Source organism: Paenibacillus sp. FSL H8-0261 (assembly GCF_045040645.1).
Classification (GTDB): domain Bacteria; phylum Bacillota; class Bacilli; order Paenibacillales; family Paenibacillaceae; genus Paenibacillus_AQ.
Window position 1 is genome coordinate 6,650,809 of record NZ_CP150297.1, and the last position, 14,221, is coordinate 6,665,029.

Annotated in this window: 12 protein-coding genes; all 12 read right to left on the minus strand. The window is 43.3% G+C overall.

All coding sequences use genetic code 11. The features are described from left to right. Positions 1-51 precede the first annotated feature (51 nt). Positions 52-573, minus strand: a complete 522-nt coding sequence (locus MHI27_RS29630; RefSeq protein WP_405175255.1) for a YcxB family protein — start codon at positions 571-573, stop codon at positions 52-54. 132 nt (positions 574-705) lie between these two features. Then, positions 706-954, minus strand: coding sequence for a type B 50S ribosomal protein L31 (locus MHI27_RS29635; protein ID WP_042131530.1), 249 nt, complete (start codon positions 952-954; stop codon positions 706-708). A 207-nt stretch (positions 955-1,161) separates the two neighbouring features. Further along, the gene (locus MHI27_RS29640) at positions 1,162-2,016 is read right to left on the minus strand and encodes a diguanylate cyclase domain-containing protein (RefSeq protein WP_042192759.1); all 855 of its coding nucleotides are present in this window, start codon (positions 2,014-2,016) and stop codon (positions 1,162-1,164) included. Further along, complete coding sequence (locus MHI27_RS29645; protein ID WP_405175256.1) at positions 2,006-4,102, minus strand: cellulose biosynthesis cyclic di-GMP-binding regulatory protein BcsB; 2,097 nt, start codon at positions 4,100-4,102, stop codon at positions 2,006-2,008. The genes MHI27_RS29640 and MHI27_RS29645 overlap by 11 nt, the downstream gene beginning before the upstream one ends. Before the next feature lie 52 nt (positions 4,103-4,154). Further along, on the minus strand, positions 4,155-5,405 hold the full coding sequence (locus MHI27_RS29650) for a glycosyltransferase (RefSeq protein ID WP_042192761.1): 1,251 nt from the start codon (positions 5,403-5,405) through the stop codon (positions 4,155-4,157). 28 nt (positions 5,406-5,433) lie between these two features. Next, entirely contained in the window at positions 5,434-6,990 is a 1,557-nt protein-coding gene (locus tag MHI27_RS29655) for a hypothetical protein (protein WP_405175257.1), read from the minus strand. After that, complete coding sequence (locus MHI27_RS29660; RefSeq protein WP_405175258.1) at positions 6,987-8,537, minus strand: hypothetical protein; 1,551 nt, start codon at positions 8,535-8,537, stop codon at positions 6,987-6,989. The genes MHI27_RS29655 and MHI27_RS29660 overlap by 4 nt, the downstream gene beginning before the upstream one ends. A gap of 31 nt (positions 8,538-8,568) precedes the next feature. Beyond that, the gene (locus MHI27_RS29665) at positions 8,569-9,708 is read right to left on the minus strand and encodes a glycosyl hydrolase family 8 (protein ID WP_405175259.1); all 1,140 of its coding nucleotides are present in this window, start codon (positions 9,706-9,708) and stop codon (positions 8,569-8,571) included. A 173-nt stretch (positions 9,709-9,881) separates the two neighbouring features. After that, positions 9,882-11,930 carry a catalase gene (locus MHI27_RS29670; protein ID WP_341129419.1) on the minus strand — a complete coding sequence of 683 codons (2,049 nt, stop codon included), beginning with the start codon at positions 11,928-11,930 and terminating at the stop codon, positions 9,882-9,884. Between the two features lie 138 nt (positions 11,931-12,068). After that, complete coding sequence (locus MHI27_RS29675; protein WP_405175260.1) at positions 12,069-13,082, minus strand: potassium channel family protein; 1,014 nt, start codon at positions 13,080-13,082, stop codon at positions 12,069-12,071. Positions 13,083-13,205: 123 nt separating this feature from the next. Continuing rightward, on the minus strand, positions 13,206-13,598 hold the full coding sequence (locus MHI27_RS29680; RefSeq protein WP_042192771.1) for a DUF350 domain-containing protein: 393 nt from the start codon (positions 13,596-13,598) through the stop codon (positions 13,206-13,208). After that, a complete protein-coding gene (locus MHI27_RS29685) occupies positions 13,595-14,188 on the minus strand; it encodes a hypothetical protein (RefSeq protein ID WP_179085796.1) in 594 nt (197 codons plus the stop codon). The genes MHI27_RS29680 and MHI27_RS29685 overlap by 4 nt, the downstream gene beginning before the upstream one ends. Positions 14,189-14,221: the final 33 nt, after the last annotated feature.

The window sequence follows — 14,221 nt, forward strand, 5'->3', positions numbered from 1 at the left end:
TCCTAATCAATCCTACAAATGAATCAACAAATACCAGCACATCTGTACATCTTACGATTTGAACTTTACTCGATGGGAGAACATATACTTTCTGGCCAAGTCCTTAAATGCATCTTTATCTTGTACCGACTGAAAGTACCGTTTAGGGATAATCAGCGCTCGATTAGAAGACACAAAAAACACGAACAGGTTCATCGTTTCACCTATTTTATGTATCTCTTCCCATTTCACTTGCCCGGAACCTGCCTCAGATACGTACTTTATACCCTCATCTGATACGGAATAGCCCTGAGGTTGCTGGGCTAAACTGTCTGTTGCGAAGGCTTTTTTAGATTTTTTGGTCAAACTTGATTTGGTCATATACCATAAAACAGCGGCAAGAATCACAGCAGTCACAGCAAGGATTGAAATATTTTTAATACTGTAATCCTTAGTAATTAACAGCAAAATCACAAAATAAGCAACCACACTGAAAGAGCTAAGTATAATACGGCTATTCAAGCTGAACCATAGGTTAAACTCCTGGACGTCCTCACTCTTAAGGACGGTATCTACTTTTATTTCATTTTCCACTACTGATCGCTCCCCTGCCACTATCGAAATTTATCAATTCCATTTCATTCTAACATGCCTGAACACAAAAAAGGGACATCCCTGAAGCGATCGCTTCTAAATGGGTTGTCCCTTTTTAATCCGTAAGGATTCTTATTTCTTTTGTGCAAGACGTTGTTTGAACTTGTCAACACGGCCGCCTTGTTCTGTATCTCTTTGTTTACCAGTGTAAAATGGGTGGGATGCGGAACTTGCGTCCACGCGGATAACAGGATAAGTGTTACCATCTTCCCATTCCATTGTTTCATTGGATGATTTTGTAGATGCACTCAAGAATTTGAAGCCTACGCTTGCATCCATGAAAATAACCTTGTTGTACTTTGGATGTATGCCTTCTCTCATTCTGATCGTCCTCCTTCTGAACAAATTAGTGGAGCCTTTATGGTAAATTAACCAAATGATCTGTAGGTTTATCTATAAGTATAACCTAATAAACGTAGGAAAATTCGTAAATCTTACGATTTAGACCACCACTCCATCATACGTGAAATCGACATGTAAAGTCAACTACTATCCGATATTCCTTATATTCCCTTACGTTCAACTGACTTATACATCATACTCCAGTTGTTTTTTAGCCTGAACAATAAAATCTAACGGGTTCTCAATAGTGCTGGATTGATATTCTACAGCACCTATTTTGAGACCGAGGCTAACTTTATACTTTTTGACAAATTCAGTGTCATTAAGCTCTTGAAGCTTCAATTTAATCCGCTCGATCACGATTTTTGCTCCATCGTTGTCGGTGAACAGCAGCAGGCCCCATGTTGCGTCATCTTTGTCCAGCAGATACAGTGCATCATTGGTACGAATGCTGGCCTGACTGAGCTGAGACACGTCATGAATGGCCTCAGCCAGCTTATCTTCGGGAATAATACGTCTAATCTCATTCCAGTATTTCACTTTCACTACAAGCAGTGTGAGTGGAATCTGATATCGAGTCGAAATGCCTGTAAATAAGGCAGCATCCTTCTGAAAAGAAATACTGTTACGCAGATCTGTGTTCTCGTCGATGATGGCCATATTGGCAGTCTTATTCTCCAAACGCTGATTCTCAGCCTGCAGCTCACGATTGCTTAGTGTAAATATCCACAGTACCACTGTTAACAATGGGGTCATAATTAGCCAGAAGTAAGTATTCAGTCCAATTGTCTCTCCCAAAGATATCGTCTGATACATCGTGTAGAAGCCGTAAGCAAATATAAACACCAGGTTCAAGACCAACCCTGCAGTCACCGTTGTAAAATACGTAACAATCGCCAGAATAAAAGCCACATTTAAAATGATAATATTCTGGATATAATCATCGGGTGCCCCTGAAATGAAGACAATACAAATAAAAAGAAGCACTAGGAACGATAAGAGAGCGATATCCGAAACTAAACCGCTGCGATTACGTCTCACGCTTATCACCACGTTTCTTCATATGTTTACGAAGCAGCAGGATCAGCGATAGAATCACCAGTGTCAGCACCAGCACAATTACGATAATGAAACTCAGCACGTCCGTTCGTTCCGCTATTTTTTTAACCACGGAATCCTCTGCTGCTCCAGTAATGATCTTGAAACGGTGCGCATTGACATTACCGTCCTTATCAACGATTACCCCATCGCCAAACACCTTCCATTTGTCCCGCTCTGTTGCGATTAACTTCGACGCTAAATAGTACTCTTCAGAGTGGGCTCCCGTAACAGCAAGCAACCCCCGTCCCGCCTCAAATGGCGATTCAATCAGCTGCAGTGTACCAATTTGAGATCCGTAATGATCTTCAATACTCATCTTCTCATTGGAGCGAATCGCTGTTCCGTTCCCGTTATATTGAAAATAGAGCTTATCATTATGATCACGGATGATCTTATTATTCTTATACGTGCCTATGGCGATGACATTATTATTCTTTAAATGATCAGCGCTAATGTTATCCGTGTAGAACTGAATGTTACCTATATTTCCGCTAGCGTATTTTCCCAGTAGATTAAATACATTAGCTAAACTCAAATATGAGTAATCATCCATTTCTTGCGGCAAAACAACTGCTACTTGATTGTAAAGCCCGTCACGTATAAACGGATACGGATAGTTATTAAACAAAAGATCCGTACGATCCTTAGTATTAAGACGCATTACAGAATCTTTACTGATATACGCCCACGGCATTTGTTCCTTATCTAAAGTACATTCGGCTCCCTTCAGCTCCAAATCAAAGGCTACAGTTACCGTGAAATTACCAGAGATATTCAAGCTTTGGGGAACTGGAAGATCCAGCTTATCGCCATTCGCCAGCTCTTTGGTCAGCTTCTTGCTGCCAATGGGTGTGTTGTTGATGCTGACAGTCACTAATGAACGGTCGAAATCTAAATTCTGTGCATAACGGAAATCCAATCTGATTCTGCCTGAATCTGCAATCGAGCGATTAGAGGGCAGTGAAACAAAGTATGTCTGCTCCTGATGACGTGCCCCAGTGAGTTTATCACCCGTTTCTGTAAGCGTAATATTGGAGCTAATCGAAAGGGGGGGAGCAGATACTTCTGTAGCGTCATCGACCACCTTTAAATCACTGCTGATTTGACCCAATAACTCTTCATTCGCAACAAAACGGCCTGCTTTAATCAGTAAGTTCTCATCCTTCGAGGTTACGACAAGTGTCGGCTGAGTATCCTTATTCACTAACTGCAGCAGTGCATGTGTACTTAAATCTTCAGAGGTGCTTAGCTGAGCCTTTAGCCCACTTGGTACTCGGTCATACATAGCTACCAGTACAACCGCAGCTTTATTCTTCACCGCATCTGACCGGTAGGGAAGCATTGGAATCGTTCTATTGTCCAATGTATTCCCCTTCACAAGCCCGGAGAGCGCATAAGTAGCCGACTCCAATTCAGCCCCTGTGCTTTTATCCGGTACGGTCAGCACACTATGATTCTTCGTTAAGGTATCAACGCCAGAGAAGCGCTCGCTAAAGTCACTAATCCCTCCAGTCAAGGGCTTCGGCGCATACATCACGCTAATACTGGATGTATTAAACAGATGCAGCCAATTATCAAAATCATAATCGACAGAACAAGATTGTTCATCTGTATAGTTCGACTGCAAGTAGCCCTGAATTCCAAGCGTATTGGTTCCTTTTTTTAGAAACCCTTTAGGTGCCTGAAGGACCAGTTGTTGTTCGCCATTATCTTTTAGAGAGGGTCTAAATGTATAGAATGGGCTGCCATTTAGTGTTAAGGTAACGCTAGAAATCTGCTCCTTGGTAATTTGCGAAATTTGAAAGTGCAGGTTAATTCTGATCTCATCCACATTCCAATAATCCATGACCTCAAAATATTGCTGCTGGGCACTCGAACCTTTTAACGCAGTATCTGTTCCTGTAAAAGAGGTTGTGTAGGTTAATCTAGTATCCTGAGGCGGAGCCTCGGCGGCTGCAACATTCAATTGAATTAGAAAAAGAGAGAGGCAGGTTAACAGTATAACCATTTGTTTTTTCATCATCATGTTCTGTTTCTCCTGTGATCACATATTTCTCACATTACTTCTTTGTTCTTTATTAATAGCGTTCAGTCTTATACCACTTTGCTTCTCTTTTGAAGATGAGGTCTTTGACATAAAGATATAGTCCGTAGGCGGCGACAACCATCCACAGCTGACAATAAGAGACGTACATCAACATTACGATCCATAAATTGGAGAAGCTCATCTCGCCCTTCTCTGTCGTCAACGTTATGAAAGTACCTACAACGAACAGAATGATGGCGAGCAGCCAGAGGAAATTGCTAAGCCCAGCAATGGTAGTATGTACATAGCCCAAAGCATGCAGGATGAGCAGCACATCCGAGGTGATTAACGACATCAGCAATAAGAAGTAAATGGCTAGAAAATAAAGAATATCGAATCGGACTTTTGCGGCGGACTTATCGAACAGCAGAGGGATATTTTTGACAATGACATAAATGTTGCCCTTAGCCCAGCGCGTTCGCTGCTTGAACCAGACTTTTAAGGTCTGTGGCTCTTGCTCCCATGTGACCGATTTCGGCTGGAACTTGATCCGATAACCCATCATATATATTCTGAAGCTGATTTCTGTATCTTCGGCTATCGCTTTAACATCCCAGCCACCGATACTTTCTACGATAGACCTGCGCATAATAAAATTAGTGCCGGGAATGGTGCATAACTTGAACAGTTTCCAGCGTCCCGCTTGCGCCATCCATTGAAAGGACAACGTCTCAATATTAATAAATCGGGTAAGTAGGCTTGCGTTACGGTTACGGGTTCTAAACTTACCGATTACTGCGCCTAGGCTAGAATCATTCATGATCTCAGCGACCAGATAACGTAAAGCCGTTTTTTCAGGAGTGTTGTCTGCATCATAAATCGCAATTAACTGCCCTTTGCAATGGGTGAAGCCTATATTCAGCGCATTCGATTTCCCTTTGCCACCAGTAATCGCATCCGTATTAATAACGATCAGCTGACGCCCCGGATTTCGGTTTTGGATACCGGCCAGCAGTTCAGCACTATTATCAGAGGAATTATCATTAATCACAATAATCTCATATCGATCTTCCGGATAATCAAGCGCTAGCAGAGACTCCACCGTCTTACAGATTACTACCCCCTCATTGTGAGCAGGAACCATAATTGAAACCAAAGGATATTCGCCCTCTATCTCTGGTATGTCCTCATTTTCAGATTTAATGTAATATAAATAGCCTGCGATAATGAGGGTCACATTCACCAGCAATAGAGACCAGATACAGATCACTGCAATTACCATCAGTATGTCTGAAATCGTCATAGGATCCTCCAAATCACGATTAGTTGTCTCATTTCAAATACTTTTTCCTATACAATCGGTATCCGATGATCATTAATCCGCCAAATAGCAACAGAGAAATCATTATCGCAACTATAAAGAACTGATTCTGTATATTAAAAAGCGTCGTAAAGCTCTTCTTCTGCTCTTCTGTATACCGATAATCGCTATTCACTGTTTCTGGCGTATAATTCAGACTCAGGGGTTGTCCATTAATAGAAATCACTCCTTCTGATGAAGTGATCGTATTGACGTCTGTAACAACCTCATGCCTTTCTTGTTTATAATCTGCAAAAGAAACCCAGTATTGTTCCAGCATCTTCAGCATTTCCTCAAGTTCTTCCTTATCCTTAGGCATATCCACAGTGATTACCGTGTCCATCGGCAGTTCTGGCATCACAGTATTGGATGTTTGCAGATCCTGCAAAAAATCAATCGGCACACTATACAAAGAGGATGGAAAGGACTTGGAGGTGTCGCTCTGCTCCATATAATCAACATTTTCATCCGGATACAGTATCACAGAATCGAAAAACCCCATCCCCGCCTCCGAATATTCCTTGTCATACGCCCAGTGCATTTGTGCTCCGATTCCAAGCGGCCCAATCTTGTTGTGCACCAGCAGATTAATGAACGCGTTCATCTTCACCTGAAGTGAATGATCCATATTACTAGTACTCGTTGAATGCATCGCAATAGGGGCATTGACCAGAATGCTGCCATTATTCGATTGCACTCTTTTGATGGCTACCAAATAACGCTGCATTGCCGGATAATCGGTATTGCTGAACACTGGCCGCACACTTGCAAGAAAAGGAATCCCCACTTGATACAGCCGCTCCGCAGTCTCTGTCAGCAATCCCAGATCAGAGAAGGGATAGATCTCTTTGATCGCAAGATACACTTTAGGCGTTGCGTTGATATGAAGCCAATCCTTCAGAACATACCCCATCGCCAGTGCACTGACATTCCCTTGTTCAAAATACGGAACATAAGCAGCATCCTCTTTACTCACAGCATAAGGTGCTTGCAGGCTATCATCCTGGAAGATCAGCTTTCCAAGGGGCTGGGTTCCCTGACTTCCGGCTATATAGAGCATATCCTGTACCTGAAGTGAAATTCCCGAGAACTGTCCGATCTGGAGATCTGGATTCGCGTCATACATGACATCTGTGGTTAACTGTAGTTTCTTTTTCAGCGAGGCTGGAGGACTGTACCCGATGTGCAAATACTGTCCCTGATAATGCTCCCAATCCTCTACATAAAATTTATTAGTAATCAAAATATCCGCTGCATTACGGACCATAATCACTTTAGAGTAATGATTCAGCATCCCTTGTTCATATTGATCCAGACTTCTAAGTGTGACCTTCATGGAATAGGCCGCCAGCAGTCGCTGGAGTTCAGTCACGTTGCCTTCCTTCGTCGTCCCCTTAGCGAGGCTGTCGTAGAGTAGTAGGACCTGCTGTGGCGAAGCAGCAGATTGGACAGGTGTGACGGGAATCAGAAGGGCTGTTAGGGTCAACGTCAGTAGCAATATACCGTTTAAAACTCCTCTGATGCTCACACACTCACATCCTTTTGAGGCTTTGTATACGGGCTAGAAGGGATGCTCTTGTTAACCTGCTTAACCCGATTGCTGTTTTTAGAAACTCTACGCCCGATCACACTGGATAGGGTCAGAAAAGTGACTAAATCAAAGGATAATGTAAATAAGAACTCATGCTTGGAAATATCGGCATCGCCTGCCCCGATAATCGATACAAAAATACCTGAAAGCCCAATGCCAATCGAAGCGACAATCAATACCATTCGCTGCATACCTCTGAAATCACGGGACTTGATCGCTTTTACAAGGGAAGGCATATAGAGACCGATGACAAGCACCATCCAGAGGAAGATGAACCCGAATGTTCGCGGGGCCAGCGTTTGTTTCAGTTGGCTGTATCCGGTGAAAAAGTGACTCTGTGCTCGAAACTCCTTACCAACGGAATGCTCGAAATTCCCCATAGCCGCAGGCTTAATCGAGAATGCACTTTGAGCAGCTACATTAAGAATCGAATTAAGCTGGTCAGGGTTCGTTAAATAATATTTAAGGATGGATACAAATCCATAACGACTGTAGAAATTCTCCTCGAGAAGTGGTGAATTCACGTCTATGGTCACGTACTTCTCATAGTGAATGCTGTTCTTCAGAATGGCGAATTGCTCGTCCATCCCTAACGCTTTTAAAGCGGCTTCTGGATCAGGTGATTCCTTCAGCACCCCTCGGGTCATGGCATGGAACTGGTTAATGTTTACGAACTCATTTGAGATATTCAAATACGTGAACACACCTGCGAACAGCATCAGAGCAAGAGACGCCATTGTCAGTATCCGAAATATCTTGTCTCTACGAATCCAAAGCAGTGAACATGCCAGAACAGCAATGATCATACCCACTGGCGCATTCTGCTGCTTAGAAGTAGTCAGGATCAGCGTGCTAATTACGAACAAGGCCAGCATGGCGTAGTCATTGAATCTTTTTCGATATAACATCAGCCATGAAGCGAACATGAAGATCATCGTGATCATCACAACACTCTCGCCGTAAAAGGAGTTAAAATAAGCCGTATACCCGGTATCTCCGAATATAAAAATAGCAATACCTGCAATGATGAATCCCTGTTTTCGGGACATCTTCCATGTAATAGCCTCTATTAATAAGTAAATTGCGATTACATATAGAATCGTATAAATCGCCGCTTGAAAGCGGATGTCGAATACCTCACTACTGAAGAACAACTTGTTAAGTCCTATAGCCAGCTTGATAAATAAGGACTGAGAGGAAAATAACATTGCACCATTCTCATTAAAATATTGAAAGATCCCATATTGCTTCACAAAATAACCAAAGTACTGACTATCATAATCCGGCAGATTGAAATAGAGTCCATTACTATAAATGCTACGGAAAAAGTCACCGTTATCCGCCACTCCGACATACGGAGCTGTGAACAGCGCGATGATGGTAATAAGCAGCACTCCAAATGCAGCAACAAATGCAGGAGAAACCGATAAATTAGCAAGTGATATCCCCTGCCTTAGAGGTGTTTTCACCGTGTTGTCCATCATGCAGGTTCACCTTCAATACAATAAGTTTAAGTTAATAGACATAGGCCAGTAATGCCATCAGGTTGTCAAAAGAATAAGCTTGGCTGCTAGCGACATCACCGAATCCTCCGTACAGTGGGCTATCCACATCTGTTACTCTGAACTCGTTCATTCTTTCAATGCTTTTATGGTAGAGAGATTCATCGCCGATTTCTGCGCCGATCATAGCCGTAGTGGCATAAATGGCTGTGGAGCGGATATCGTTCAGCGGCTTACCTTCTCTCGAATATTGCCCATATAACGTTCCAGCTTCGACCTGTTGCTTGATAAAATCAATGCTGGTGGCTTTCTGCTGGCCCACTTCAGCTAAGGCTAGAATGGATAAAAGCGACTCTACTGTATTGATGTTTTCCGAACTATATTTTCCGGTCTCATAATTAAACCGTGTCTCATAAAAGGGGAATTCATCCGATAAATATCCGTTTTCCAATATTACGTTCAAATCATTCGTCAGTTTCTTACTAAATTGGCTAGGAAACGACATTTTTCGCAAAGTGCCCAAATTAATATAACACAAAGTGACGAATGTGTTTGTTGAAGAATATTCCATATCGTAGAAATCATAAAGTTTTCCGTCTTTTACATTATAATCATAAAATCTTTCGCCATATTTATCCGCTTCAGCTGTATAACGTTTATCACCGAACTTCTCCCCTGCCTCATAAAGAGCTTGAATCATACGCAAATCATCAACGGCAGCATTCAAGGGGTATAGCTTCTGCTGTTTAGGACTGTAACGGTAGCTGAAACCGCTGTTGATATCAAAGGTTTGCTTAGCTAGTTGCCATTGCTCTGTAAATCTCTCTTGTTGGCCGCTACGCACAGCTGCCAGCATCCGGAGAGATGCCGATTCACTCAGAACTTCGTGTCCACTCGCCGCTTCCGCCGACTGATCTGTTTCAATAAAATTAGTATATACACCGTACTCACCTGTGAGTTTCGAGGTAATAAACTGCTCTAAGTTAGTTACTTCCTGCGTCTGGATTACCTTAGTATTATTTTCCGAATCTACTGGAGCTGGAGAATTAGTATGAACACTATTGGACGGATTCGGTACTGCCGTTTTTTCGCATGCCGTTAACCCTATAATGCCTGCAAATATCGCTAGTGCAGCAATAATTATTTTCCTCAAGTGATCACCTCCTTTTAATATTCTCCTATTCTGCTTACTGCCTAGTATTATCTATAACGGTAATATACAACAAAATGTTAAATCAAACTGTGAGCGTTATGTATCTATCTTTGGGCAAAAAAGAGATATCCTTACGCCTTTGGCGAGCGGGATATCCCCTCTGTATCAGTTATTTATTCATTCATACGTTCCCAAAAACGATGGGCAGTAATTGCCGCGACAAGGCTGGCAGCGAACACCTCTCCGCCATCTCCAATGATTACACCCGGACTGCTTCTATGCTCGGCCGTTTCAAGTAGTTTAGCATTTTCAGTAGTCACCGCGATGGGCTTAAAGTGAGAATAGGCTTGGTTCAGGAATTGCGCTGTATCTTTATGGAATTTCTTATGTTCCGAATTTCCACCAGCTGCATAAATTGCATCAAAGAGCACCGAATCTGTCGTGGATAAGGTATGAATGACTTCAAGCTCTGTCCCCTTCGAGCCTTTAATAAATCCAAGCTTATCACTGATTATTTCCGGCTGGATCCCGGCTCTCATAAGCGTATCCAGAACAGGCATCACCAAGTCTTCATCAAATCTGTCGCCTATAATCACACCTATTTTACGTGTGTTTGGGTGCTTCTTCGTATTTGCCTGACTTAGTGCCGGGGAGATTTGAGCCACCTCGGAACCGCCCGTTTTCGGTGGCGTCGCCCCAATAGCTTCTGCTACAGGCACAGCAAGCTCTAACGTAACGTTCGCGAGCATATCTACAACCTGCTGCCGGACAGACTTACTCTTTACCTTCCCGAGCTCGAATGAATAGGCTTCAATAATATGCGTTTTTTCTGGAGCACTCATGCTGTTCCAGAACAGCTTGGCTTGTGAAAAATGGTCTTCAAAGCTTTTGCTCCGGCTACGCACCTTACGGCCCTCAACCTTCTCCTGATAATGTGCATAACCACCTTCAGCCTCTGTTGCAGGTGCAGGCGTATTGTTAGCAAGCGAATTATTATGATAGCTCACTGAACCCTGATTAATCGTCTGCCGTCCATACCCGTCACGCTGATTGTTGTGGAAAGGACATACCGGTCTATTGATCGGCAACTCATGGAAGTTAGGACCGCCAAGCCGAATTAGCTGAGTATCCGTATAGGAGAACAATCTGCCCTGAAGCAGTGGATCATTGGTAAAATCGATGCCTGGAACCACATGTCCAGGGTGGAAAGCTACCTGCTCCGTTTCGGCGAAGACATTATCCACGTTGCGGTTCAAGGTCATTTTCCCAACAATCTGTACAGGTACATCTTCCTCTGGCCATAGCTTTGTAGGATCCAGCACGTCAAAATCAAACTTAAATTCATCTTCTTCACTTAGAAGTTGAATGCCCAACTCGTATTCCGGAAAGTTGCCGGCTTCAATCGATTCCCATAAATCACGGCGATGAAAGTCAGGGTCCGCACCTGATATTTTCTGAGCTTCGTCCCACACCAAAGAGTGTACACCGAGCACCGGTTTCCAGTGGAATTTAACAAAATGGGCTTTTCCTTGCTCATTAATCAACCTGAAAGTATGCACCCCAAACCCTTCCATCATTCTGAAGCTACGTGGAATAGCACGGTCCGACATCAGCCACATTGCCATATGGGCCGATTCTTGGTTATTGGCTATAAAATCCCAAAAGGTATCGTGAGCCGATGCGGCCTGAGGCATTTCATTGTGCGGCTCAGGCTTAAGCGCATGTACTAAATCTGGGAACTTGATTGCATCCTGGATAAAAAAGACGGGCATATTATTTCCGACTAAATCGTAATTGCCTTCCTCTGTATAGAATTTGGTAGAGAATCCGCGGGCATCCCGCACCGTCTCGGCTGATCCCCGTGATCCGGCTACCGTCGAGAATCGGACAAACACCGGTGTCTTCACGGAGGGATCTTGAAGGAATTTCGCCTTTGTATATTCTTTCAGTGATTTATATACTTCAAACTCACCGTGAGCAGCAAATCCACGTGCATGCACGATTCGCTCAGGGATTCGCTCATGATCGAAATGCGTCATTTTTTCCCGGAAATGAAAGTCTTCCAGTAAGGTTGGGCCCCGATCACCCGCTTTTAAGGAGAACTCGTCCTCTGATACTTTTAAACCCTGGTTCGTTGTTAAGGTGTGACCTTCATCCTTACTGCGAAACTGTTCCAGTTGCTCATTCTTGCTGTTTCCGTTCACTTTTTGATGTTCACTCATTAACAATGGCTCCTTCCAAAGGTAAAGTAAATATTATCATGTATCTCTTACCCTTTAGGAAAGTTTGGCAAACAAAAAAAGGCGGAATTCCGCGAAGCCATAGCTCCCGAAAATCCGCCTATTCCATCTAATTCTGACCTAACCCTTAATCCTGCGATACGTCGCTTCATCGGAAACAACATACAATCTAGCATCCTTAGGAATAGCCTGATCCAGCTTTCGATTGATACTTAGATCGCTACGATCCGCCAATAAGGTTGCACCTTGCAGAAGCAGGCTCTGAAACGCGTCCCCATAAGTCTTCCACGTAGTATTCACTGGAATCTCATAAATATCATCACCATATTTACGGCTCAGCAGCTGCGTTATCACCTCAGAGTTGCCCTCTTGCAGTGCAGAACGAACAGCCAGTCTGGAGATGGCATCATGCGAAAGAACGAACTCGTTTACTTGGACATGCCTGAAATTCTGAATATTCTTCTCTTGCATTATTTCTACAGTCGTATGTACTTGTGGCGCAATGCGCTCAATGCTAGAGGCAATTAACAAAGATTTACCGTCGATCAGCGATGCTTCATCAATCCTTGTGTCCCCGAACACAATGGCCGCTCTTGCTTCATGGATGTTAGCCTTAACTAGAATCTCATCACTGGAGGCATCGCCACTTATAAAGTGAACTTGATCCATATGCTCCAGAGGATGACTTCCTGTCTCATCAATGATGACAATGTGGCATTTTGGCGAATAGCATAGAATCTCCTCTACGGCAGCTTGTGCTTTCTTACTCCAATTAATCAGAATCACATGATCCTTTCCCCGAAAGCTCAACGTTCCCGCTCCCCTCCTTCTCTGCACCTCCGCAATGGAGTCAATGACCTTACCAATAACCAAGCTGAGGAGGCCGATACCAAAGATATATAGAAACATGGTAAACAGCTTTCCAACTACGGTCTCTGCAAAATAATCCCCATACCCCACTGTCGCCATCGTTGTCATAACCCAATAGAATGCATTAAACCAACTGTGAAACGTACCCGGCTCAATCAGGTAAGCAATCGACGCACTAAGAACTATAAAGATCAGAATAATTAACCCTATAGTCCGTTTACGTAACCGCATCATCTTGGTGGAAATTCTCAGAAACAGATGCATCTGCCCACCCCTTCTTCACATCAAGCTAAAAGTAAAACTTATACTTTCTTAGATTTTCAATAAGGCTGCCACTCGATGGATGGATCGGGGCAACCTTTGTCTCAACCCTATTTCATACTCGAACTAAACAATCAAACTGCTAATCGCAAATGCTGTCCCAATAAACACCAAGCAAAGCATAGTGCCTACTGCCACATTTCCCTTCTCCAGATGCTCTGAAATCTTAAAGGTTGGGGTTGCCAATTCAAAGATCCAATAAGCCGCAATCAAGCACACATAACCTACCGCAAACCAAATGATCATGTGCAGAATGGAGGTATTCGTATATGCCGCTACGCCAATAATAATAGCCGTTGCCAGAAACTTGCCGCCTAAAGCCAAGGCTACAGCCACATTGCCTTTCTTCAGCTCCTCCATATCTTTAAACGGAGTCATCAAACCAAAGATCACCATGCCTAACACTTGCAAAAGAATAATCACAAACACACTCACTACCAAATTAACCACCATCGTCACTTCGCCCACCCCCGAAATTTCGCATAAGCCGAATCATAGTCGGCAAAATCATGTACTTCCTCAAGGACTACGGAAGCGGTTTTCTTTTTCTCTAATGCGGTATAGCGTTCATCATCAATCGGCTGCTTAATCCGATTACCTGAAGGGAGCTCTAGCACCGCAAAATTTCTTGTCTTGTCCTTATACTTAGTCTTGTATACTCCTACAAGATCAACATCAGTGGTTACCGATACTTTAAGATTGGTAAGATCCTCTGCTGCCGTTTTTTCATCTGCATAAGACTTAATCGTGCTCCATGAAGACAGGCGAACTTCATTCTTCTGATCGGCATCCGTGATTAGCTCGGCGTCCATGAACTGAAGTGTCCAAATTTTATCGCCAGTAGCATAATTCCCATCATTCGGGAGCAGTTCATTATCCGGCAAAACCGTCATGTCACTCCCAATTAAATCCCCTACGGTACTCTCTACCACCCGGTAGTCCCACGGTACCCGTGCTACACTATCTGAAGTTTGAGCTGTTCCTGAATCAAATACACTGCCCTGATTACTGGAACATGCGCTTAGCAACAGTACCGTCAAAAGCATCATACATAAGACTCCGATTCGGGCTTTCTTGCTCTT

Coding starts and splice junctions, on each gene's coding strand:
- MHI27_RS29635 (WP_042131530.1), bottom strand. CDS start 954: ATGAGAGAAGGCATACATCCAAAGTACAACAAGGTTATTTTCATGGAT.
- MHI27_RS29645 (WP_405175256.1), bottom strand. CDS start 4,102: ATGATGATGAAAAAACAAATGGTTATACTGTTAACCTGCCTCTCTCTT.
- MHI27_RS29650 (WP_042192761.1), bottom strand. CDS start 5,405: ATGACGATTTCAGACATACTGATGGTAATTGCAGTGATCTGTATCTGG.
- MHI27_RS29660 (WP_405175258.1), bottom strand. CDS start 8,537: ATGATGGACAACACGGTGAAAACACCTCTAAGGCAGGGGATATCACTT.
- MHI27_RS29670 (WP_341129419.1), bottom strand. CDS start 11,930: ATGAGTGAACATCAAAAAGTGAACGGAAACAGCAAGAATGAGCAACTG.
- MHI27_RS29675 (WP_405175260.1), bottom strand. CDS start 13,082: ATGCATCTGTTTCTGAGAATTTCCACCAAGATGATGCGGTTACGTAAA.
- MHI27_RS29685 (WP_179085796.1), bottom strand. CDS start 14,188: ATGATGCTTTTGACGGTACTGTTGCTAAGCGCATGTTCCAGTAATCAG.